The sequence below is a fragment of the Symmachiella macrocystis genome (genome assembly GCF_007860075.1).
GTDB lineage: Bacteria > Planctomycetota > Planctomycetia > Planctomycetales > Planctomycetaceae > Symmachiella > Symmachiella macrocystis.
Genome location: NZ_SJPP01000001.1, coordinates 480,831 through 504,274 on the forward strand (window position 1 = coordinate 480,831; position 23,444 = coordinate 504,274).

Consider the following 23,444-nt stretch of genomic DNA (forward strand, 5'->3'; position numbering starts at 1 on the left):
CGTCAAAGGCTCCAAACATGCACCGTCCGATCAAAACCGGCGGAGGCCAGCTGTTTGCCGTCGGCGGCAAAGGCCACGTCGTAGACGCTGTTGCGATGCCCTTGCAGAATCCTCACTTCGCGTGCCGTGGCCACATCGTGAATCCGCACCGTCGTGTCTGCACCACCGGAGGCAAGTTGGGTTCCATCGGGTGAAAAGGAGAGCGACTTCACCGTCCGCTGATGCTTGCCGCGAATCTCTGCGAAGTCGCCGGTCTGGATATTCCAAATTCGAATCACGCCATCATCATCACCGGCGGCGACCGTGGTTCCGTCCGGTGCGTATGCGAGGCTTTGAATGGCCGCTGTGTGCGGACCGAGTTCTTTGAGCGGCTGTCGTTTCTCCTTATCCCACAACCGCACAAGTACATCGTGCCCGCCCGATGCGATCACTTTTCCGTCGGGCGACATCGCAATAGCGGTGATCAGATCTGTATGCCCTTTGAGTTCTCCCAATTGCTGGCCAGCGGCGACATCCCAAACAACCACGCTCTTGTCATGCGAGCCGGATGCTGCCAGTCGGCAATCGGCCGACGCGTTCATACAGGTCAGATAGACCTGGTGCCCTCCCGTTAGCGTCGATTTCAGTTTGCCTGATTCCAGATCCCACAGCCGCAACGTCTTGTCCAAACTCGCAGACAGCAGCGTGACTCCGTCGGGTAAAAAAACAACTTCGCACACCGCCTCACCATGTCCACGCAACTGCAACCGCTGTTTTCCCGACGGCAAATCCCACACGGTGATCGTCTTATCCAGGCATCCACTGGCCAACAACTGCGCATCACGAGAAAACGCAACCGAATAGGCGGCGTTCCTGTGCCTAAGACTAAGGGTCGGAATTGTCATGGCAACTTACACCAGTTCCGGTAGAGGTTGATATTTTCCGTGGTCGATTAAAAACTGCGGGCGTCCTGTCAAATCACTGATCGTCAGGTGGCCCACGTCCAAACCGAGATTGTGATACAGCGTGGCGAAGATCTCTTGAAAATGCACCGGGCGTTGAATGGGATGTTCCGCACGCGCATTCGTCGCACCAATGACTTGCCCTGTACGCATCCCGCCGCCGGCCAACAGCGCACATCCCACGCTGGGCCAATGATCGCGTCCGCCCCGCTTGTTGATCAGCGGCGTGCGGCCGAATTCACCCCAGACCACGACCGAGACGTCATCCTCCATGCTCCGGTCACGCAGATCATCCAATAGCGCCGTTAACGCTTGATCCAACGCCGGCAGATGGTCGCGGGCGTTGTCAAAGTTCGTACCGTGCGGCTGACCGTGCCAATCCCAGCGTCCGAACGACAGTGTCACGACCCGCGCCCCCGCTTCGATGAGTCGCCGGGCAACGATAAAGTCCTCATTCCTCAGCCAACCCGCATCACCATAACCGGCCGGTTCCTTCGACCCGCGTCCATACCGCTGGCGCACTGCTGGATCTTCCTGTTCGACATCCAAAGCGGTCGCCAAACGGCCCGATGTTAAAATATCAAACGCCTGCCGGTAATATGTATTCATGCCGTCGACGGCGTCGTTAGTATCCAACGTGCGTCGCAAGCGGTCCATGCGATTCAACAGCGCACGGCGATCGTTCAGCTTCGACATATCCATCCCGTCCAACACCAGATCCTGTGTTCCAGTGGCGTTGGGCGCATACGGCGCATGTTTCATGCCCGCAAACCCCGGCTGTCCGGGATCGCTCCACGGCTGAATGCCGATGCGGGGCTGCAAACTGATACTGGCGGGAATCTCGCGATTCAGCGGACCTTGTAACTTCGAAACCGCAGACCCAAAACAGGGCCACCCGCCGGGCGGCTGATTCAACACTGGATGCCCATGCAAACATTGAAACGCCGCATGCCGCCCCTCGGAGCCGACCAGCGTGCGAATCACCGCTAGCCGGTCCATGCGCTGCGATAACAACGGCAAATGCTCGCAAACATCGAGGCCCGGCACGTTGGAATGAATGGGAGAAAACTCGCCGCGATACTCCGCCGGCGCCTCCGGCTTCAGATCAACCATGTCTTGATGCGGTGGCCCTCCGGTGAGAAAGACCATGATCACCGACTTGTGCGACTTACCGCCGGGAGCCTGCTCCTCAGCTTGTAAAAGTTGCGGCAGACTCAAACCGCCTAGCGCCAATCCGCCGACCTGGAGGAATGACCGCCGCGAAACCCCGTCGCAATGCCGAAATCCGCTTCCCGGTATCCTCAACATCCAGTCGCCTCCCCATTGCCATGGCAATTCGCAAAATCCTCTTTAAGTAGAGTACCGCCCAGGCGTTCACCGAACAATACTCCTTCACAGAACCTCGGATGAAACGCCGATAAAACCCTCTTTGCGAGTGTGACACGGTCGAAAACAACTACGAAGGGTGCCACTGCTGTCTTGTCCAGCAGTGCCTTGCTGATCGCACAGTTCGCACTGACAGAAGCTAGCTTATCCCTCCTCAACGGAGACCTCATCCGGCGGCGCGATGGGCGTCGAAGCGTCGATACCGAGTCCACAGATTCCGGAAAACACGAACGCTGCCAGACAACAGACAAACATCGCATTCCATTGGCTCGGCCCCGGTGTTTCGCCCAGAAAGTAGTTATAGATCGGTGGCGAAAGCGCTGCTCCCAAATTGCCCCACATATTGCCCCACCCCAGGATCGAGCCGACGTACCGGCCGCCCACATCTTGATTAAACGCCCAAGAAGCGGGGACTCCCATGTCGGTCGAAAACGCCACCAGTGAAAATGCTGCAACATACATCCAGGGAGAATTCATCGCCGACTCCGCCCCGAACGTCGAAAACCACAAGCACAATCCGTAACCGCATGCAGCGCTGAATCGCGTGACCGACATCGGCAACCGCCGTCCCCACCGCACCCCCAAACGCCGCGTCAAATTATCGGTCAACCAGCCCCCGCAATACATCCCGGCGATTCCCACCATCAGCGGCGTCATCGCCATCAGCCCGCGCTGCAAGATCGGCACGTTGTGTTGCGAGATCAAATACCGCGGAAACCATGTCACCAAAAACACCCAGCCGATATTGGTCCCCAACTGTGACAAGCAGGACAGCCACATGCTGCGGCTTTTCAATAACCGGCCCAGGGGAATCTTCCCCGCTTTGCCGTGCGGGCTGGGCGCATTGGGGGGACGTTCGGCAGCGATCAACTTGCACTCCGCCGCATTGCACCAGGGATGCACTTCCGGCCGGTTGCGATACACGATCCACACCGCAACCGCGACGATGATGCCGGCAAAACCATACACATACATCACCGGCCGCCATCCACGAACGTAGAGTTTGCTAACCTCATTCGGAAACCCCGCCTCCAACAGCAACCGGTTGAACCGCCGTAGCTTCATTCCTCTCAGCGATCGTTGATCAAAATCCCGGCTCAAAGTGTTGAGCGTTTCCCGCGCCAAATTCACCGACTTGAAAGCCTCTTCTTGGTAGAGTCCGGGTGATGAGAGCACTCCATTCATCGCCACCGACAGTTTTGCTGCATCGACCTCCGTAAACTGCGGCGCGGTTGTGTTTTCATCGGAAGCCCCATCCACCGCGATCGATTGCCGATACAGTTCCGCACCGTGGCGGACCACTTGCTGATCATTGAAATCCAATAGCGACCACACGCGCCGCCCCACCGTATTGACATGAGTGGGAGTCAAACTCGCGTCGCCCGTTTCGTCACCGGGGAAGATCTTAGCGCACAGTCGCGGCCCATTTTTGATGTCCTCCGCTTGAAACTCAACAGGCGTATCGCTGGGAACAAACTGCACGATTAAAAATGCGGTCAGCAACGGCGCGATCGCGCCCCCGAAACGCCCGCCGAGTGAAATCCACGCGCTGGCCGCCCCGCGTTTGCGAAACGGCACCCATTTGCTCAACACGCTGGCACAGGTGGGATACGCCCCTGCTTGTCCCAAACCACATGCCAGACGCGTTAGCAACAGCATCGCAAAGCTGTGCACTGCACCGATCATGGCGGTGAACACCGACCAGACGAGAATATAAAGCGCCAGCATAATCCGCGCACCGTACCGGTCGCTGAGCCACCCCGCGGGCACCTGCGCTAATGCGTACGAGAAAAAGAAGGCGCTCAGAAAATACCCCACCTGTTCCTGCGTAAGGTGCAAATCTTCCTTGATATAATCCGCCGCGAAGCTGACGCAAAACCGATCGAGATACAACAACACCGACGTTGCCGCCGCGATGATCACCACAAGCAACCGCACATTCGTCGGCCGCTGTGCCGCAGGGGATCGATCCTCATCACTCTGAACCGCTTGGGGCATCCGCAGGTCCTAACGTTTTTTAGAGGGCGTTTACTGGGCCGAATCACTGTCGAGCTGTGGAAACGGAAACACTGTCGAGACAGTGCGCTCCGACTGCATGAGCTGCTGGATCTTTTTCACAACATCGGGATGCTCGGCGGACACATCATTCGATTCACCTGGATCGTCTTGAAGATCATAAAGTTCGATCGCGAGATTTCCCTGAAACATATTCTGCCGCACCCCTTTCCAGCGGCCCCAGCGAACCGCCTGTTGTCCTCGGTAAGCGGGGAATTCCCAATACAGGTGCTCATGCACGGGTTGATCACCACCACCCAACAGTGTGGGCGCTAAACTGATGCCGTCGATATCTGTTGGCGTTTTCTCACCGGCCCCGACAACGTCCATTAAGGTCGGCAACATATCCCACAACGCGCACACATGATCGCTCACGGTTCCCGCTGCAATATGTCCCGGCCAGCGGGCGACGAGCGGTACGCGAATTCCCCCTTCGTAGACGCTGCCCTTCAATCCACGGAACTTTCCGGCGGAGTGGAAGAAGTCGGAATCCGAACCGCCCAGCCGATTGTAAGTCGGTCCGTTGTCCGACGTAAAAATCACCAGCGTATTGTCGTCGAGTTTCAACTCTTTGAGCAATTCCATGATTTGCCCCACGCCCCGATCCATGTGCGTGATCATCGCCGCATACCCCGCCCGCGGCGCGGGGTGCTTGAGATACCCCTTGTGTTTGTAATCCTCTTCGCGAATTTCATCGGTATATTCCGCAAGAGAGGCTTCGGGGACTTGAATTGACAAATGGGGAACGGCGAACGGCAAGTACAAGAAGAACGGCTGCTCGCGATGCGCGCGAATGAATTGCAGCCCTTCGTCAATAAACAGGTCCTGCGAATACTGTTCGCCGGTCAGGCTGCGGGTGTTGCCTTCCAGTTCCACCCGTTGATCGTTACGCCGCAAATACACCGGATAATGATTGTGCGCATGTGTTTGGCAGTTGAAACCAAAGAACAGATCAAACCCCTGCCGGTTGGGATCGCCGGGCGTGTCGACCATACCCAGCCCCCATTTGCCAATCGCAGCCGTCGCGTACCCTTGCGCTTTGAGCAGCTCAGCCACCGTCAGTTCGGCGGCATTCATGGGCCATTGCCCTTCCGGTTTGGTTGCCCTGTTGTTGCGAATAAACGAGTGCCCCGTGTGCTTGCCCGTCATCAACACACATCGCGACGGCGCGCAGACCGGGCTGCCGGAGTAACATTGCGTGAAACGCATTCCCTCGGTCGCCAATCGGTCGATGTTCGGCGTGCGGATGATTTTTTGGCCGTAACACCCCAGCTCGCTATAACCCAAGTCGTCGGCCATGATCAACACGATGTTCGGCGGCCCCTGGGCAGCTTCGACGGTAGGCATCGCCCACACCAAGAAGCATCCAACGACAAAGACGATTCGCGACATAGTGCTCGTTCCCTTAAAATGAAAATCTGGCCCCGCAAATGCCCTCAAGGGGCGCGATAAGCAGGCAACGGGCCGTCGGGCAGGTACTGCGACGGGGTATACGGATTTTTGATGCCGAAGAATTTTTCGGTGAACAAATCGGTCTTCGTGCCGCCGCCCCGCCAGAGGTCCCATTTGGGGTCGGCATGTTTTTCAAAAAACTGATATAGACGTTTCCGCAACGGAATAACTTGATCCGCAAAATCGGAGTCACCGTACAGATTGTGATGTTCCTGTGGATCATGAACCAGATCGTACAACTCGTTCGGCCGTTGATGAATCCGCTCGATATATTTCCAGCGGTTCGTGCGTATCGCCCGCACGTTTTCGAATTCGTAGAAATGCTCGTTTTCCCACGAGATCGATTCGCCGCGGAGCATCGCTGAGAAGTCTCGGCCGGGCCGCTGCAACTTGCTGGGCGTCGGGGCGCTTAACCCCAATTGCGACAAGATTGTTGGCAGGAGATCATAATTGCTGACTATCCGCTCTTCGCGGTGACCGGCAGTCACCTTCCCCGGCCATTGAAAGATCAATGGGATCGTCATCGTCCAGTCAAACGCCGTCAACGGCCGCGTATGATCTCCCATGCCCCAATAGCCGGCATGTCCGCCGGATAGTCCCTGATCAGCCATGAACACTACCAACGTGTTTTCCGTCAGATTCTGTTCGTCGAGTGCCTGCATGATGCGGCCCACACCGTCGTCGATGCCGCTGATCTCCGCCGCATATTTGCGGATCACCTGCTTGTCGCCGATCCAGGAGCCGTAGTTATGATTCCAAGGCTGCGGCTCCGTGCGCGGGAATGAATCCAGGGGCAGATCGGCATAGTCCGCCGCGTGACGGTTGCGAATCGGTTCCCGCATCGCGCGGCCCAGACCGTAGGGGCCGTTATACGACAGGAACAGAAAGAACGGCTGATCGCGATTCTGTTGGATGAACCGGACGCCGTGTTCTGTCCACAAGTCGGTCAAATATTTCGGCTCGGTACGAATTTCGCCATTCTCAATCACCCGCTGGTCGTAAAACCCTGCGCTGGAACCCGCGGGCTTCGTAATCCAATGCGAGAAGCCTTCGTGCGGCTCGATCTCGCCTCCCAAATGCCATTTGCCGCACAGCCCTGCGACATAGCCGTTTTGCACAAGTATACTGGGGAGCGTGTCGAACTCTTCCAAAGTGTTGTAGGCCTCGGGGCCGATCTGCGTGGGCCCGGACAGGAAACGATGCACACCGTGCTGGCACGGCATCAGACCGGTCAGCACGCTCGCCCGCGTCGGCGAACAGACGGCGTTGTTGGCCATCGCATGCAAGAACAACGTTCCCCGTGCCGCAAACCGATCGATGTGCGGCGTCTTGATGTCCGGGTTTCCATAACAACCGAGCGTCCACGGCCCGTGATTGTCGGTCATGATCAAGACGAGATTCGGCGGTCGCTCCGCGGCCAGTACCGTGGCAGGGAACCCGAGAGCGAGACATCCCACAAGAAACAAGATACGCGGCATAGTGTGTAGTCCTCAGGAAAACGGGCATTGGGCGAACGCCTCATTCCAATGATTCTGATTCTATGCACGATGCCGCCGCGGCACAAACGCCGCCCCCCTTCCCCGCCGCATCAAGCAGCTACGGCGACAACCGATTGCGGGTCAAACGAAGCAGCGGTTTGCTTCAAACCGGTCGGTTCCGAGGGAATGAGAAACGCCGAAACGTTGAGCATAATCATCAGCGACGCGAACGACACCAACCCCAGAAACAGCGCGATGCCCACGTGCATGCCGATCACCGCCAATACGATTGGTAGCCGCGCGCGACGACTACAAACAGCGACAATGTAGAAGACTTCTAAAATCACTGTTGCCCAACCTAAGAAAATTGGCAGCCACGCATAATTGGCCAGCCACATCAAGTCGTATTGCGCGAGTTCCGGCATCGTCACCGCCCGCCAGATCGCTTCGCCGTTCCACCACTGCGCGCCCATGCCTTTTCCGATCCCCGAGGCCAAATACATCAATGCCATGTGCAACTGCAGGAACCGCAAGCCAATCCGCGCTGCTGACGAGTTCACCGCTCCGCCGCGCTGCAGGATGGCATCGATGGAATAAACCGCTCCCAACGGCATCCACAGGGCATAGAACAATGACACTCGGGCAAACGAATCGACTCCATAAACAGTTGCCGGACTGCTATTCGACAGAATCAGCTGCAACGCAAATGTCGCAATGCACGCTGCGCGGGTTTTGAAACCCACCAACAGAAACACCAACGACGTGACATACAGCGAAAACATCACATACACCCCGGCTGTCTCGCTCAAGCCCAATGCGGCAAACAGCCCGTCAAACCAACTCAGGTGTGGATACGCCCACGCCATCGCAGAGCGGTCAGTCCCGTCATAGGTGACGTCCCATTGAATCAACCCCTGGCGTCCAAACAGATCGGTCACATTCGCCGCCAAGGTAAAGGCCTGTGCCAACAACACCGCCGCCAACCCGATACGAAACACAGCCAACGGTTTTGCCGAGGCGGGTGCCGTGAAGAATTCGGTCATTGCAGCAGCGACCCGCTGGCCGCCACGTTTAATCGTTTCACGCTCAATCATTTCAGCATCCCCTGATTATCTAAAACAGCGACGGTTTGCCCCGCTTCGTCCGCTTGAAAAGTCAATGAATAAAGATCAATCCACTCCGGCTGTTTCCCGCTGCGAAATTCAGCCATCGTGGGAAAATCGATCGCCGGCACCCCATTGGACGCGCCGGGAAGTTTGATTCCGTACGCTTGCACCTGAACTTTGATTGTCTGCGCCGTCGGGTGTCGCTGAAACATCTTGGCCGCCATCGAACGCATGAAATGGAAAGCCGTTTCATCGTCGACCTCGCGCAGTACGTTCGCCGTGCTCCCCAGACGTAAATTAGCTTCCGCGGATTGCCCGAAACCCAGGTCCCCTTCCCATTGCCGCCCCTCAGCGTCGGTCATCAAGAACACTGCCCGCTCCTGATGCCGCACTCCCGGCGCGAAGAATCCGTAACTTTTGTCTGCTCCGGAAACGCCCGTATACACGCGGAGCGCCTTGCCGGGAATGGTCGTCGTCGGCAACACGCCGATATGAGCCATCCCTAGCGCAACCAACACCATGTGGCCGATAGCGAAGAACATGAAGACACGAATACGCGTGGACATCGTTTTGTCCCTTTTGGATTTTTGAAAGACTGGTGAGTACGCTGCTAAACCTAGCAGTCAGATTTCGCCTGGAGTCGCATACGGGGCTTCAGCATTGCAACGCGGCAATACCGAACCCCCGTGCGCTCCCTTGCTGGAAGTGGCCGGTTACTCGGCGCGACTAGTCACAGTACGAGCTACCGTACCCACCGTAGTACGACCCGCCGTATCCACCACGGAATCCGCCGCGGTATCCACCGCGAAATCCACCGCCGTAACCCCCTCGAAATCCGCCCCGGTATCCACCACGGTACCCACCACGGAACCCGCCGCGATATCCGCCACGATATCCGCCACGATAGGCATGACCGTAGCCCCCACGAAACCCGCCGCGATATCCGCCACGGTATCCACCGCGAAAACCACCACGGTGACCGTGTGAGCTGGCGAGACGGATCTCACTTTGCTCCGCCGAAACTTGCTCGGTAACAAACAGCCCCGCGCCCAAAACCAATGCCAAAACCATGGCCTTTGCTAAAATTTTCATAACTGCCCCTTTCGATTGGATGTTTCAAAACCGGGCAATCGCCGCGGTTCGTTTTGATTACCTGAGTTGCTCTCAAATTCGTTTCGAGACTTCTACAACACAAAGCATTTGGCGTGCCAATCAACACCCGACAGAAATGAAATCAACATAAGGTCTTACTGAAAAACAACCTACAACACTAACCCGAGTTAACGGCAGAGAGCAGCACCCTGGAAAAACAAATCTATTTGGCCACACACCAATAATCATATTGAATACACGCAAGGTAAACCCCACGCGAGAACAAGTGGTGTGGACACCCCCAGTAACAGACCTTCAGGCCTCATCGGGAAGAGTGCGCTGCTCCGCCGAGCCAGACGGGGCGCAAAAAAAGCCGCAAGCCACTCGCAAAAGAGTGACCTGCGGCTTTCTAGTAGGCGGAGAGAACAGGATTCGAACCTGCGGAACCCATTGCTGGGTTCACCGGTTTAGCAAACCGGCGCTTTCGACCACTCAGCCATCTCTCCCGATTGAGTCGCGCCTCGCTGAGTCGCAACTCACAGTGATGATAAGCAAATGCGGGCCAAAAGCAAGTTTGACAGACAGTTTTCTTCGCCGGAGGAACGACAGAAGAGATTTGCCCCCTCAGTGGATTTCGCCCGGGCAATATGAGCGGCAGCGTGTTCTGCCACCGCCCCCTAAAACTCACCTACGATTTCACCACCGGCACGGGTCGAGAGGTCGCGCCATGTGAAGAGGCTGATGTTTTCGCTGACCGATCGTACCGAACCGTCCATCAACAAGGTGAAGACCATTCCGGTGTGATAACTGCGAGCGGTGACGGCTGCGCGGACGGGCTCACCCACACAGGGAGTCTTCCCTTCGCGACACGAAGTAAAATCGCCGCTCTCAGCTGAATCCGTGCCGTCGGTGATCGGAGTGATCGCGTTGGGCGTGAAGACTGTGGTAAAACCGGTTTGATGCACGCGGCCATCGACCCACTCCGTATGGCCTGTGTCGGCCTTAAAACTGCCTGCGGTGAGTGCTGACAAGTCCGTCGGTGCGGTGGCAGGTCCGTCCAATCCATCACGAATATAAGGCGTAAACGCTTTCACCTCCGCAAAGCAGAGCGTGTTGGTCGTGCCATCCGTAAAATCTCGGATCTTGGTGTTGCTATTCGGCCCAAACGAACCGTCGCTGAGTTGCCCTCCCAAAATGTACGTATCCGGGCCAATGACCTCCGTATCGCTGCTGTGCGTAAAAACGGTATAGGTCCCGCCGTTATACCCATACGACGTGGGGTAATAATCGCTGCCCCGGGGCTTGTCGTTGATATCACTGGGGCACAGATAGGTGGCGACGCGGACATTGGCAGGGGGCTGCCCTGCGGTATAGGACTGCTCCAAATCGGCGGTCTGATACAGGTTCACCCCGTCGACGTACGGCAGGATTCGGGCATGCAGCGACCACTGACCACCCGGTCCGCTGCCGAGAGAGAATGCCGGAGGAAATGCCCGGTTGACGTCAAGATAGTTGTGCAATGCCAAGCCAATTTGCTTGAGATTGTTGCGACACTGTGTCCGCCGTGCGGCTTCGCGTGCCTGCTGCACAGCGGGGAGCAACAGAGAGATCAGAATGGCAATAATTGCAATCACCACCAGCAACTCAATCAGAGTAAACCCGTTGCGACGATTTGGCAAAACACGTTTTGGAAGCATATCCGAAATCCTAATCGAGAAACCACCACGACAATTGTTTGTCACCCAGCCAACAACGGCACCGAAAAACAGCATCGGCACAGACACTGAGACTCAGTCTCAACTGGATTCCAAGTATGGCCGAGTACAAAAAGACTGTCAATCCTCGATGCGAACTTTGTGATCGATTTTCGGCAATTTCCCCACACACTGGTCATTTCGCCACCCGAATTGCAGTTTGTCACGCTTTACACATTGGGTTGGGTGCTTACAGATGACTCTGCCGTGGCGTCGCTGTTGGAGCGACGGGGTATTGATCAGCCTGTTGCTCTGCACGCAACGTGAGACTTTCTACCTAGAATGGCCGATCCCTAGCGGATGTTTACCGGGACAAGCGAACCTGCAGAGACTCCAGCATCTCTTGCTCAAGCTCCGGGTCGCGTCCCAGGGGAATCCATCGACCGCGTGCGATGTCGGTCGAATCGATTTCCAACTCCCGCTGCAGCGGGATGTATTGACGGAAGGTAGCTCCACCGGGCGACATTTGCGATTGGCTGGCCACGTCTTCGCGTTCGCGATACACCTGCACGCTGATCAGATACCCATCCCCGGTCGGCGTCACATGCACGAAGGCCTTCCGCCGAATGGACTGCAGGGTACTTTCTAACCGGTTTTCGAATCCGACGCTGTCGTGCTGCCACGGTTCCAACAGACCCGCGCCGACCTTGTACTGTGTCTCGATCACATTGTCGAAATGGTTTTCACGCTCGATGTAGAAATAGTCGTGCACCACATCGACCGTTTTCTCCCACACCATTTCATCGTTTTGTCCGCGCACAAACACCTGCCCGCCGGCCGGTACAGACGACATCGTCGCGCAACCGGTCAGGGACGCTTGTAGCATCAATGCCAGGAACAAACATTTTCGACAGGACATGTGGGGCAACCAAACACAAAGATCACGCAGCGCTCAAAGGCGCTCGGTTTTCGGGGCGGTAGTGTCGCGATTGCCCCCCGTTGCGACAAGATCATTTTCCCGGAAAATGCGTTTTAAGATCGCTCTCAAAACAGGTATCGCTTTCCCGGGGCTATCGAGTCAGCAGCGGAGTACTTTTGAAATAACCGCCACAGGCCATTTGAAATGAGCCGCTAGATGTACGAGAACAGATTCAGTTGCAAAGTTGAGGCCGAGATTTGATAGGAGGCCTGCATGTAAGTCTGCAGCTGTGCGATGTTCGTGATGACTTCGGCGATGTCGACTTCGTATTCTTTCGACAATGTTTCGCGAATTTGTACTTCTTGGTCGGCGAGACGGTTGCCGACCTCATCCAACACTTTCAAGCGCGAGCCGACAGCACCGCGGGCCAAATTCACCCGCCGCAATTCTCCATCCAGCATTTCGTTGAGTCGTTGCAACTCCTGATCGTCGCCATTGAGTAATGCCGTTTCCAATTTGGAGAGGATCGTCAGACTCCCCTGCACTTCCCGCTGATTCGTGTCGGTGCCCACAAGCGGGGTGCCGGGTCCAGTGGCTTCCGTCCCAACGACACCGAGCGCTTCGGCCAACGGTGTATTTTCGATGGTCAGCGGATTGCCGCCAATGGAAGTATCATCGATCGTAATTCCATTGCCGACGGCGTTCAGCGTGGCGGTGAGATTCGGCTCCGCATTGAGCGCATCCAACACGTCCTGCACGGTTCTTGCACCGGCCAGATCGATACTGGAGGTCGTGCCGTCACGGCGTTGGATCTCCAAGGGGATGCCGTCATCGACCGGTACGCCCTGCCCAAAGTTGAAGTCCTCTAATAATGTGCTCGACAGAGTCGTACGAATGCCCAAGTTTGTTGCGTTTTGGCCGCCGTTCTCACCGATCGAAAACCCAGCACCACTCAGTCGGCTGGAAATCGCCAAGCCGGTCCCCGACTCATTGATGCCCACATCGAGATCCAAATCGGCCAACTCCAACGTATTCAACAAGTCCTCGACGGTCACAGCTGCCGAAATATCGACGACTTGAGTTTTGTAACCGTTGGTAATCAACAGCCCGTTGCCAGCGGTAGCGCCAATGCCGGCCCCTCCGTTGAGATCGGCCAGATTCGTACCCAATGTAATTGCCGGATCGAGATCGCCACCGGTGACTGAAGCCGCAGGGCCACTCACAATCCCTAAATGCGCGGCCGTCGTGCCGCCACCCACTTCGGTCACTTCAATGTTTCCCGCTGAGGGCGTCAATTCTAGCCCATCTTGTGAGGCATTGATTGCGACCGTCAGTGTCGTGGGTTGTCCGGCGAAAGCATTTTCGAGAATCGCCTGTACGTCTTGGATGGTCTTAGCCGAGCTCAAATCGACAGTCACAGTCTCCGGCGTATTGTCGAGGGTGATCGTCAGTTCCCCCAGGTTGGCCCCTTGCCCGCCCTGCAGGTTGCTGATTCGCGTATCGAGCGTGAGCACCGGATCGATATCCGTGCCGACTGGTTCGGTCAAGGCGCCCAGTGCGGAATGCCCATCGAGGTTATTGGCGATCAACAGGTTGTTGTCGGCATAGGAATTGATATTGAACTGGTCGCCGTTGTAACGCACGAAGGTATCTTGCGAAGTAAACGGCGGCGAATCTGTTGCGGTTCCACCAAACAGGAAACGCCCGCGGAATTGTGTGTTGGCGGCGTTGAGCACTTGCGTTTTCAAGCTGGCCGCTTCCAACGCCATGGCATCTCGTTCGCTTTGCGTGCTGGAATCACCGATGCCGGCAACGATCAACCCTTTGGCCTGATTGAGCGCGTCGGACACGGTGACCAAGCCCTGATCACTGGCCGACAACAATGACGACGACGTTTGCACGTTGGTTTGGTTTTGCGCCTGCAACTCCAAGGTCTTTTGCAGCGTAATCGTCCGCACTGCCGCGGCAGGGCTTTCGCTGGCAAATTGAAACCGCACTCCGCTGGAGATCTGCTCTTGCAGTTGCGCCAGCATGCGCGTTTGTTCTTGGATATTAGAGTTGAGCCGGGAGGCAACCATTCCGTTGGGAATTCTGCCGGATAGTATCGGACCAAGGCTCATCGTCGTTACCGTATGGGTAATGAGATTGCGTATGCGTTCCCGTGCATCGTCGATGCGCACAGTCGAGAACGCCGTGTCACCGGTATCGACGTATTGCAACTGAAGCTGGGGAAAAACCGGCAGGACCGGCAGATCTTGACAGCACCGCCCGGCTTAACGCGCCGCAAATTGGAAAGGAGCGGATCCCAGACTTCGCTTCCAAGTCGAGCCGGAATACGCGAACAAATACCGGACTGTCTCTCGTAACGACCCGTGTCTCATAACGAAACGAGCGTTGACAACAATTCATCGATCACACCGATGAGCCGCGCCGCCATTTGATAAGACCGCTGCAACTCCATGACCTTGATCGCCTCTTCGTCGAGACTGACGCCGGAAAACTGCTGCTTTTGCGTGACCAATGAATTTCGAAATGACTCAAACCCTTGGCGGACCGCCGTTTCAGAAGCCGAGTTTTGGGCCAATTCGGAAATCATGCCATCGTAATAGTCATCGAGATTCAGCTGCCCCAAAGCCTCGACTGGATTCTCGATGAACTTCGCCAACTTGAGCGCGTTGCTTCCATCGCCCGAGCCGCCTCCTTGGGCCACCGCGAATTTGGACGTGTCTTCGAGGACTGCCTGGTTGACAGCGATGTCCGATGAACTGGATCCGGTGAAAAACGTATTGATGCCCAAAGCGGCCAGCGTTCCGGAATCGTCGTTGGCAAAATAGATTTCATAATTCGAATCCGCCTCAAGCTCCAAACGCCGATCCGGTGTGAGTGTCGCAGTCACATTCGAAATGGCATCCAAATCGGTTCGCAGGCTATCCAACGATGTGTTGGGCCCGGGATTGATACCGTCGAGGTCGATCTGAATGGTTGTTGTTTCGCGGGCCCCGGTGAGCTTGTTTTCGACGATCACCTCGAAGCTGCCATGCTCAGGTGCAAAGGCCAAGCCAGCCGCATCGAGACTGGCAGCGGTGTCCTCCACGCTATAGGTCCCAGCGACCGAATCGAAGCCCTCAGTCCCCTGCCCCGAGGCGTGGATCTTGTTGAATTCGAAGATGATGTTTTGCGTATACGTATCGAGTTCGTCGATAAATCCGCCGAGGATTTGGTCCCGACCGTCGATCACTCCGTTCAGTTCGCCCGATGTGCCGGGAAGATCTGAAATCGATCCTTCGACTTTCACGTTCAGGACTTGGGCCTCGCGATCAACGCTCACTTCGGTTTCTAGATGCTGAACTTCCCCTTGCAATACCAAGTGGTCAGGGCCAACGAAAATGTCGAAGTAACCCGTTTCGCGTTCCACGGCGCGGATCGGGATGATTTCAGCAAGTCGGTTCATCGCATTGTACCGCTCGGTCCGCAATCCGCCCGCGTCGCTATTGAGCAATCCGCCCGCTTCGGTCTCGGTGATTTTCCTGTTCAGTTCCCCAATGCGATCAATCAGCACGTTGGCTTCGTTCACCAAGTCGGTCACTTTTACGCCCAGGCTCGAGCGCTGGTCGTTGAACCGCGCCCGCATGTCAGCAATTTCCCGCGCGAATTCTACGCCCTGCTGAACCGCGATCTGGGCAACGGCGCTGACTTCGGGCTGATTGGCAAAGTCCTGTATTTTTCCCAAAAATTCATTCAGGCCCGTGGAGAGATCGCCGTCGCTAAGTTCATTAACGGTCGCTTCCAATTGCTTGTAGATGTCTTCCCGTTGTTGCGAGCCGTAAAAGTCAGACGAAGATGTGTGGATACGGGTTTCCAAATACTTGTCGATCTCCTGCCGGATGCCATCAACCAGCACACCGCCGCCGACGACCAGGGCTCCTTTTTTGGTCCCCTGGCTCGGACTGAGGTACAACCGCTCACGGATATAACCGGGCGTGTTGGCGTTGGAGATGTTGTTGCCGGCGACCTCGATGCCGGTGGTGAACACCTCCAGCGAACGGCCCGCAATCGCTAATGCTGAATTCAGTCCCATGGAAGGGATTCCATTATCGTTGGTAAAGTGAAACCGCCACCCGGCACAGCCGATAGCCGACGATTCGCCTCAGATTCATGCAGATTTATATCGAAGCATCGAGTAATGCGCCGCCCGTATGGGACTCATCATCCCCTTCGTGGTACGTCGGTGATTGTTGTCCGCAATGGGCGATCAAGTCGATCAGTTCTGTGTAATGATTGAACGAGCGATGCGAAATGATCCAATGCACCCAGCTTTCGTGCCGTAACTGCGCAGCTGTCTGCTGTGCCTGTTCGATCCGTGCGATTAGCTCGTCGCGCGTTTCCTGCGCGATGGCTTTGACCAAATGCAGTAACGACTGCGATGGCAAATCCCGCTCTTGCGCGAACTCTAAAATCCGATTTCGCTCGCGCAACAGTTTTTGCAATCGGGTAATCAATACACTTTCATCGGCCGAGATGCGGGCGAGATCGTGGCCCTGGATCTGCGTCATGGCCGTCCGTTTTTCCGCCATCAAAGCTGATAGCTCACCTTGGACGACTTCCAACTGCGTCATAAACAGCGTGGTGGCTTCGAGTAATCGGTCGTTCATAGGTTGGCTCCGCTAGTGCTGGTTGATTGAGCAGCCGCCGCAAACATCGACTCGCGGTTCCGGATAGCGGAGTATTGATCGAACAACGGTCCGGCAAAGGGACTGCCATGTTCTTCGGCCATCGACGAAGCAATCCGCTGGTCGAACTCGCCTTGAAAAATCTTCTCCGCTCGTCCGCCGTTGAAGTATTTGGTTTCGCGTTCAGTACTTCTAAGCGATTTGATCATCGTTTGATAAAAGGTGCCCGCGGCGAATTTTTGAAACGCCTGTTTCTCTTCCAATGCTTTCTCATCCGGCACCGTCTGCCGCGTTTGCTGCAGTTGCGTCGAGGCGGCGATGTTGTTGGAGATGCCGGAAGAAATGGGCGAAATCATGAGTGAATTCTTTCGGGAACGACCTACTAGTTTTGATTTCAAAATGACCGGTGTGACTCGTGGGACTTATTCGACAACAATCACCCGAGCGTGCAGACGGCCCGATTTTTCCAAGCTGAGTATCACGTCGATGATGTCCGCAGCGGGGAGTTTGAGTTGTTCCATGGCCCCGAGCAGTTGTGCTAGTTTTTTATCTTGCGAAGCGATGGCGACACCGTTTTGTCCCGGCTGATCATCGACCAGCGCCACAAAGGCATCAATGCGTGCCACGTCGTCTTCAGTGACTTCGATTTTCAGTCCTTTGTGGGTCACAATCACGGGGCTCAATTCCACCTCGCCGGAGATGACAACCGTGTTTGTCGATTTGTTAACGATCACGCGTGCTTCGGTCGTCGCCGATTCGATCCGCACATCCAACACGATGGCGATGAACGCTTCCGGGTCTTCCCGATATGTCGGCGGAATTGCGACGGCAATCGTGCCCGCGTCGCGGACCCGCGCTAAACGCTGCTGCAAGTCGAAGCCGGCAATGTCCCGACGGCCGAAACTCGCCGCTTCTTGCTTGGTATCTTCATTCACCGAATCGGCTACCACGCTGGCCATCTGAAAACCGGCCCGCGAGGGATCCAAGAGGAGATAAAATCCCGGTCGCCTTTGTCCACCGTCGCCAATGTCATAAATAACGTCTGCGGTAAAGTTCTGTTTGATTTCCACACCAAAGGAGATGCTGCCTTTGGTTTTGGATTCTTCCCCGTGAATGCGAACCGCCCCTGCAGCAACCGCCATTGTGAATTCGTTGCGAACGTCGCTCAACGGGGTCATCACCAATTGGCCTCCGCGTAGGCTTTTAGCGGACCCGACCGCCGTCACCATGCAGTCGATTTTTTGGCCTCGTTTAACGCCTCGCGCGGGAACGGTTGCCGAGACAATCACCAACGCCACGTTTTTACTACCCAGCAGGCCTTTGATGTCGATCGCATTCTTCCGCGGATCCCGATCGTTGAGGCTACCCAGCATCGTGCGGAGGGCTTTGTATGTGGGGCCAAACTTGCTGTCTCCCGTACCTTCCAAACCAGTGACCATTCCCAGTCCGGTCAGTTGTGTCTCCTCTTGACCCAAAATCGTGCAAATATCACGCACACGCACGGCTCCACTGGCGCTCGACAACGGGGCCGAGACGATCAACGTCGTCAGGCTGAGCAGTCCGGCAAATCGTAGGAGCGTGTTCATGTTCGAAATTCCAAGTTTGCGATTCGGTGACGTCTGAAACATTCTGAAAATCAATCGTCTCAGTTGCAGAATGCGCAGGGCATTCAAGGCATTAAAACGGGCTGGCGAAATCGAGGAAGCGTATCATCCAACCCCGCTTGACACTGTCACGAACTTTACCGGTAGAACGTTTGTTAATTTGCAGATTGACGATGTACTCGCTTTTAATTGTGTCTTTGCCATCGATGTGTTTGGGATCCAGTTCGCCCGTCATGTGATACACCCAAGCATCATGGTTGGTAATGATGGACTTGCGAGCTCCGATGATCAAATTTCCATTGGGCCGAATCGATGTCACACTGGCAGCGATGCGGTACGTTAAAGATTCTGAGACATTTTGATTACCGCGTGCTTGCAGTCGGTTTTCGTATTCGACTTCGACCGCCGGTTGATTGGTGGCCGCGTTGACCATGTTTCCCTTTTTGTCGAGGCCAATCCAGTCGGCCAGTTCCACGGCATAGATGCCTTGCTTTTGACGCTGAAATTGCCGCTGTTGTTGTTGCACCGCTCGTTCGTCAACCAAAACCAGAACCACATCGTGAACCTTGATCTCTTCAGGCACCGGAGCCGGCGCCAAGACCCATGAGCTCTCGACTAACTTTTTGCCGTGGTCGCGGGTTAGTATTTGCGGCGGCCGGTTCTGGATGCCGAACAACGGCACCGGCTCGTTTTCATAGGGCCGCTTCAACATCGCCAAGGGGGTCGTCTGCGCCTCCGCCGTGAGCGGAAACGCCCCGTACACCAATAAACATCCTATGATCCATCGCATCTCCAAGCCCTCCCTGCTTGTTGATCATTACCTCGAATCCGTTTGCAGGATTCGTCCGCTGTGAACACTGTTTGCTATTGACCGCCGTATCTTGCCGCCGGCGCGAAACGCACCTTCAACCCGGCTTGGTCCTGCCCCGGCTGCGACATTTCAGGCGTGATCTCCGCAATATGAAAATCAATCACCCTGGCTAAGATTGTTGTATTTCCTTCCAGCGTCCGGAGCGGGATTTGATCGCCGTAGGCGCCTTCTTGCACGGCGCGAGCGACCGTCTTGATCGAAACCGCTCCAAACCGCGAATAAACCGTCACCGTGTCACCGCGTTTCACGAGCGGCAACCGTTTGATGTCTCGTTCCGTCAATGGACGCCCCTCGGGCAGTGCCCGAACAGCTTGTTGGCCGACGAGCGCCCGCGGGTCAGTCAAAACCGCCTGTTGTCGCGGCAATTCCGCCACAGGCAGCCAGGCCAAATCTTGAAGACCGAGCACATGCCCTTGCGCAACAGGGTGCCGTAATACCAATGCCCGAGGCTTGGGAAACAACTCCGCAACGACTTCAAAAACCTGTCCCCCATCGGGCGAACTGGCGTGAATTTGCATTGTTTGCCGACCGGTCCAAGGTGCCTGACCGCCGGAAATTTCCCAATAAGCCACGTTAGTACTGAGTAGGTCGGACAAAGTGGCTGCATCGCGCGGCAACATCAGTGCTGTGATTTTCGCACCGGTCGCTCGCTCGTCCAAGTGTTGTTGAATCGCGCCAGTCACCCGCCTTTCGGCTTGGCTGAGTTGGTGATTGGAGACATGCGGCTCCGCTTCGGACCGGACCGGTTGCGGCCCATGCACCTGTACGATGGATGCGCCGCTGAATTGTACTGTCGCCAAGTTTTCGCCCAACGCCTGCAAACGCGACTTGACGTCCTCAACCCGCACGCGAGCTTTCCGCCCGCTACCTGGCGCGGGTTGAAAAGTGACGTTGGCTAAACGCTGCGCCGTTGCGGGATCCGCATCGCGAATCTCTGCAATGTCGCTCAACTGCACGACCGTCGATGAGGCGGTGCACTGCGATTTCAAATGTATCAACGCAGCGCCAGCGGTCGACTGGGAGATCATGACCCCCAGCAGAAAGATCGCCAAATTTACGGGACGCACAGCTGACATATCTCTTTACCTATGAGACGCGTGTTTAAGTTGCATTAAAACCGCCGCAAGTTCGCGACTAACGAGAGTTGTTCATCTGCGACTTGGATTGCCTGACTGGCTAACTCGAACGCACGCTGCGTGCGAATCAACCCCACGAGCTGTTTCACCGGTTCGACGTTGGATTTTTCGAGGAAGCCCGAACGGACAACCCCCATCCCGTCTTGTCCCCCGAAGGCAACAATGGGAGTCCCGGACGCCGCACTTTGCTGATACAGGTTATCTCCGACTTGCACGAGTCCTTCGGGATTGATGAACCTTGACAGTTGGAGTTGGCCCACTTGTTGCAGGTCGGGGTTTCCCGGTTGTAAGACCGAGACGACACCATCGGAGGAAATCGCGATGTTCGTGGCGTCCTGGGGGATCGTGATTGATGGATCCAAGGGACGTCCAATATCGGACGAAGCCATGACCAATTGACCATCCACGTTTTTGGTAATGTTGCCGGCCCGCGTGTACATGATTTGATTTCGGTTTTGATCCAAGACCTGAAAAAATCCCGGTCCCGTAATCGCCAAGTCCAACGGCCGTTCGGTCGCCTGCAACGCCCCTTGGCTGAAGTCGAGCTGCGTACTTTGAATCCGCGTTCCCAAACCGACGGCCTGTCCGACAGCAGTCCGCTGGCCCACGCCGTTTTGCTGTCCCGGTAAGACGACCTGCTCGTAGTAGGTGTCCTCGAAGTTCGCCCGCGAGCTTTTGAAGGCTGTCGTATCGGCGTTGGCCAAGTTGTTGGCGATCACATCGAGGTTAAAGGCCTGGGCCTGCATCCCCGTCGCCGATGAATTCAACGCTCGTAACACGGTTTGGTTCCCCCGAATCTATTTGGCAGTCCTGTGGACGGTGCGGCTGATTTTCGCAGATCCGATCCTGACTCGTTTCGCAATAAAATTTTGTCACGTATAGTTGTTTGACGCCGGCTACAGTCTCGGCACAGTGCTCAACAAGTTCCCTAAGGCTTCGTCTTGAAACTTGATCATGTTCAGATTGGCTTCAAAAGCCCGTGACGTTTCGATCAAGTTCACCATTTCATTCACCGGTTTGACTCCCGATGCTTCGAGGAATCCTTGCTTCAGCGATGTCTCCGGCCCCACCGGACGTTCGCTGCCGGTGTTTGCATACAAGTTGTCCCCAACTTTTTTCAAAGAGTCATACGACCGCGGTTCCACCAGCGCGATCCTGCCGACTTCTTCCAAGTCGCCTTCGGTCGCCTGACTGACGATGCCCTCGGCACCGATGGTGATCTCCCCATCCGCAGGATTGACCGTAATGGGTGCCCCTTCGTCACTGAGGACCTTCGCACCTCCCGCGGTCTCCAGCGTGCCGTCCTGCTGAAGCGTGAGTGCTCCGTCACGAGTCAGAAACTTGCCGGCTTTCGTGGCGACTTTGAAGAAACCAGGCCCCGCCAGTGCGACGTCCAGTGATCCCTCGGTCGCTTGCAAAGGATTTTGCGAATAGTCTGTTTTGATCTCTGCAATGGTGGTCCCGCCCCACGAGTTGGCCAACTTCTCGGGCGTATCGCGCGGATTGCCCTGTACGAAATCAAAGGGCAAATGGGACTCGAAAACGGTCATATCCCGTTTGAAGCCTGTCGAGGACGCGTTCGCCAAGTTGTTGGAAACCACATCCAAGCGGATTTGTTGCGTATGCGCGCCTTGAGCGGAGAGATATAAACCGTTGATCATGTTAGGTTCGCCGCTTCTGAGACAGGGTACGCCGACCGATCAGCGACACCGTTATCCCAAAACCTGGGTACACAATGCCGCCATCAAAATCGAAAATCCCCCCACCAGAGGTTTCTATCGAACCGGCACAACCGTCAACTTGAGCCTAACCGTTAAAGTCTGCCAAACGGTTTTGAGTTGGGTCAGCGGCCGGGGCACGGAGGGAAACAGGGCCAATTTCACCCCGATCGCGGTTTTTCTCCGGCAATCAGCTACGGAAACCCCTGGTAGCTTTGCACTTTCGAACCGTTTTTCTATGATACGGACCCCAAAAACAGAAATCACACCGGCGGCATTGCCGCAGTCAGCGACTGAGGAGACATGATGTACAAATCACTAAGTGCACGGGCTATCGGCTTAAAGGCGACTTTGACCGAGGTTGTCGAGGCGGCCATTACGCACGGATTTGGCGGAATTGACGTCCAAATCGAGTTGGTACTCCCCCTGGCCAACGCCATGGGCTTGAAGTATTGCCAGCAAATCATTCAAGCGGCCGATTCCACCCCCGGAAGTTGGGTGCTCCCCACACGGTGGCAAGACGAGGATGAAGCGCTTTTCCAACGGGATCTAGCCGAACTGCCTGAATTGGCGAAATTGGCTCAGGACACCGGTTTCACCCGCGTGACCACCGCTGTGCCTCCGACCTCTAACGTGCGTCCCCTGGAAGAAAACCTCGAGTGGAGCAAAAATCGGCTGCAACAAATCGCCGATGTCGTTGGCGAATGTGGTCAGCAGTTGGGGCTGGAATATCTGGCTACCCCGACATTACGCAAAGATGCCAAACACGAATTCATTCACACCTTGGCCGGCTTGAAGCAACTGAAGGAGCTGATTGCCCGTGATAACGTGGGATATCTGCTCGATTCGTGGCATTGGCACATGGCGGGCGAAACAGCAGCAGACCTCAGTTCCCTCAAAGCCGAAGAAATCGTCGCAATTCATGTCAACGACGCTCCGGCCGATATTCCCAATGACGAACAAATCGACAACGTCCGTCGTTTGCCGGGATCGACCGGTGTGATCGACATCAATACGTTCCTGCAAACGATCAGCGATACTGGCTATGAAGGCCCGATGACCGCTGAGCCGTTCGCTGCCGGTGTCCGCACACTGAACAAGAATCGCGTTGTGGAATTGGTCTCTGAATCCTTGGACCGGGTTTGGTTCCGCAAAGACGAAATCGCTGCTCAAGAAGCAGCACGAGCTGAAGCAGCACGGCTTGCCGCTGAAGCTGCTGCTGCAGTCGCAGCCACAGCCGAAACCGTACCTGCCGAAGGCGAGCCTGTGCTGGCTGAAGCGGATACGAAAGAAGAATAACGCGATCTGTGAGACAATAAAAA

At 55.9% G+C, this 23,444-nt stretch carries 20 protein-coding genes and 1 tRNA gene; 1 reads left to right on the plus strand and 20 read right to left on the minus strand.

Going from position 1 to position 23,444, the window contains the following annotated elements; genetic code table 11:
- Positions 1 to 2 precede the first annotated feature (2 nt).
- The 20 genes from CA54_RS01875 to CA54_RS01970 form a co-directional block, all read right to left on the minus strand.
- Positions 3 to 884 carry a WD40 repeat domain-containing protein gene (locus tag CA54_RS01875; RefSeq protein WP_146369179.1) on the minus strand — a complete coding sequence of 294 codons (882 nt, stop codon included), beginning with the start codon at positions 882 to 884 and terminating at the stop codon, positions 3 to 5.
- Positions 885 to 890: 6 nt separating this feature from the next.
- A complete protein-coding gene (locus tag CA54_RS01880; RefSeq protein WP_146369180.1) occupies positions 891 to 2,249 on the minus strand; it encodes a DUF1501 domain-containing protein in 1,359 nt (452 codons plus the stop codon).
- Between the two features lie 222 nt (positions 2,250 to 2,471).
- A complete protein-coding gene (locus CA54_RS01885; RefSeq protein ID WP_146369181.1) occupies positions 2,472 to 4,325 on the minus strand; it encodes an MFS transporter in 1,854 nt (617 codons plus the stop codon).
- 30 nt (positions 4,326 to 4,355) lie between these two features.
- Positions 4,356 to 5,774 (minus strand): arylsulfatase, encoded by a 1,419-nt coding sequence (locus CA54_RS01890; protein WP_146369182.1) that lies wholly within the window; start codon positions 5,772 to 5,774, stop codon positions 4,356 to 4,358.
- 44 nt (positions 5,775 to 5,818) lie between these two features.
- Positions 5,819 to 7,312, minus strand: coding sequence for a sulfatase family protein (locus tag CA54_RS01895; protein ID WP_146369183.1), 1,494 nt, complete (start codon positions 7,310 to 7,312; stop codon positions 5,819 to 5,821).
- A gap of 110 nt (positions 7,313 to 7,422) precedes the next feature.
- On the minus strand, positions 7,423 to 8,406 hold the full coding sequence (locus CA54_RS01900) for an HTTM domain-containing protein (protein WP_146369184.1): 984 nt from the start codon (positions 8,404 to 8,406) through the stop codon (positions 7,423 to 7,425).
- Entirely contained in the window at positions 8,403 to 8,984 is a 582-nt protein-coding gene (locus CA54_RS01905) for a hypothetical protein (protein WP_146369185.1), read from the minus strand. Before CA54_RS01905 ends, CA54_RS01900 begins: the two co-directional genes overlap by 4 nt.
- Positions 8,985 to 9,144: 160 nt before the next feature.
- Positions 9,145 to 9,510, minus strand: a complete 366-nt coding sequence (locus tag CA54_RS29080; RefSeq protein ID WP_197532127.1) for a hypothetical protein — start codon at positions 9,508 to 9,510, stop codon at positions 9,145 to 9,147.
- A 417-nt stretch (positions 9,511 to 9,927) separates the two neighbouring features.
- A tRNA-Ser gene (locus CA54_RS01915) sits at positions 9,928 to 10,016 on the minus strand.
- 171 nt (positions 10,017 to 10,187) lie between these two features.
- On the minus strand, positions 10,188 to 11,207 hold the full coding sequence (locus CA54_RS01920; protein ID WP_146369186.1) for a DUF1559 domain-containing protein: 1,020 nt from the start codon (positions 11,205 to 11,207) through the stop codon (positions 10,188 to 10,190).
- Between the two features lie 361 nt (positions 11,208 to 11,568).
- Positions 11,569 to 12,123, minus strand: coding sequence for a hypothetical protein (locus CA54_RS01925; protein ID WP_231962932.1), 555 nt, complete (start codon positions 12,121 to 12,123; stop codon positions 11,569 to 11,571).
- Positions 12,124 to 12,335: 212 nt separating this feature from the next.
- Entirely contained in the window at positions 12,336 to 14,243 is a 1,908-nt protein-coding gene (locus CA54_RS01930) for a flagellin N-terminal helical domain-containing protein (protein WP_146369187.1), read from the minus strand.
- 257 nt (positions 14,244 to 14,500) lie between these two features.
- Complete coding sequence (gene flgK, locus CA54_RS01935) at positions 14,501 to 16,201, minus strand: flagellar hook-associated protein FlgK (protein ID WP_231962934.1); 1,701 nt, start codon at positions 16,199 to 16,201, stop codon at positions 14,501 to 14,503.
- 85 nt (positions 16,202 to 16,286) lie between these two features.
- A complete protein-coding gene (locus CA54_RS01940) occupies positions 16,287 to 16,775 on the minus strand; it encodes a flagellar export chaperone FlgN (protein ID WP_146369188.1) in 489 nt (162 codons plus the stop codon).
- Positions 16,772 to 17,149, minus strand: coding sequence for a rod-binding protein (locus tag CA54_RS01945; RefSeq protein WP_146369189.1), 378 nt, complete (start codon positions 17,147 to 17,149; stop codon positions 16,772 to 16,774). The genes CA54_RS01940 and CA54_RS01945 overlap by 4 nt, the downstream gene beginning before the upstream one ends.
- 66 nt (positions 17,150 to 17,215) lie before the next feature.
- Positions 17,216 to 18,379 carry a flagellar basal body P-ring protein FlgI gene (locus CA54_RS01950; protein ID WP_197532128.1) on the minus strand — a complete coding sequence of 388 codons (1,164 nt, stop codon included), beginning with the start codon at positions 18,377 to 18,379 and terminating at the stop codon, positions 17,216 to 17,218.
- A 91-nt stretch (positions 18,380 to 18,470) separates the two neighbouring features.
- Entirely contained in the window at positions 18,471 to 19,187 is a 717-nt protein-coding gene (locus tag CA54_RS01955; RefSeq protein ID WP_146369191.1) for a flagellar basal body L-ring protein FlgH, read from the minus strand.
- Between the two features lie 74 nt (positions 19,188 to 19,261).
- Positions 19,262 to 20,344, minus strand: coding sequence for a flagellar basal body P-ring formation chaperone FlgA (flgA, locus tag CA54_RS01960; protein ID WP_146369192.1), 1,083 nt, complete (start codon positions 20,342 to 20,344; stop codon positions 19,262 to 19,264).
- Between the two features lie 35 nt (positions 20,345 to 20,379).
- Complete coding sequence (gene flgG / locus CA54_RS01965) at positions 20,380 to 21,183, minus strand: flagellar basal-body rod protein FlgG (RefSeq protein WP_231962935.1); 804 nt, start codon at positions 21,181 to 21,183, stop codon at positions 20,380 to 20,382.
- Between the two features lie 117 nt (positions 21,184 to 21,300).
- Positions 21,301 to 22,065, minus strand: coding sequence for a flagellar hook-basal body protein (locus tag CA54_RS01970; RefSeq protein ID WP_146369193.1), 765 nt, complete (start codon positions 22,063 to 22,065; stop codon positions 21,301 to 21,303).
- 360 nt (positions 22,066 to 22,425) lie between these two features.
- On the opposite strand from CA54_RS01970, the gene CA54_RS01975 reads away from it, so the two are divergent.
- Positions 22,426 to 23,421 carry a sugar phosphate isomerase/epimerase family protein gene (locus tag CA54_RS01975; RefSeq protein WP_146369194.1) on the plus strand — a complete coding sequence of 332 codons (996 nt, stop codon included), beginning with the start codon at positions 22,426 to 22,428 and terminating at the stop codon, positions 23,419 to 23,421.
- Positions 23,422 to 23,444 lie beyond the last annotated feature (23 nt).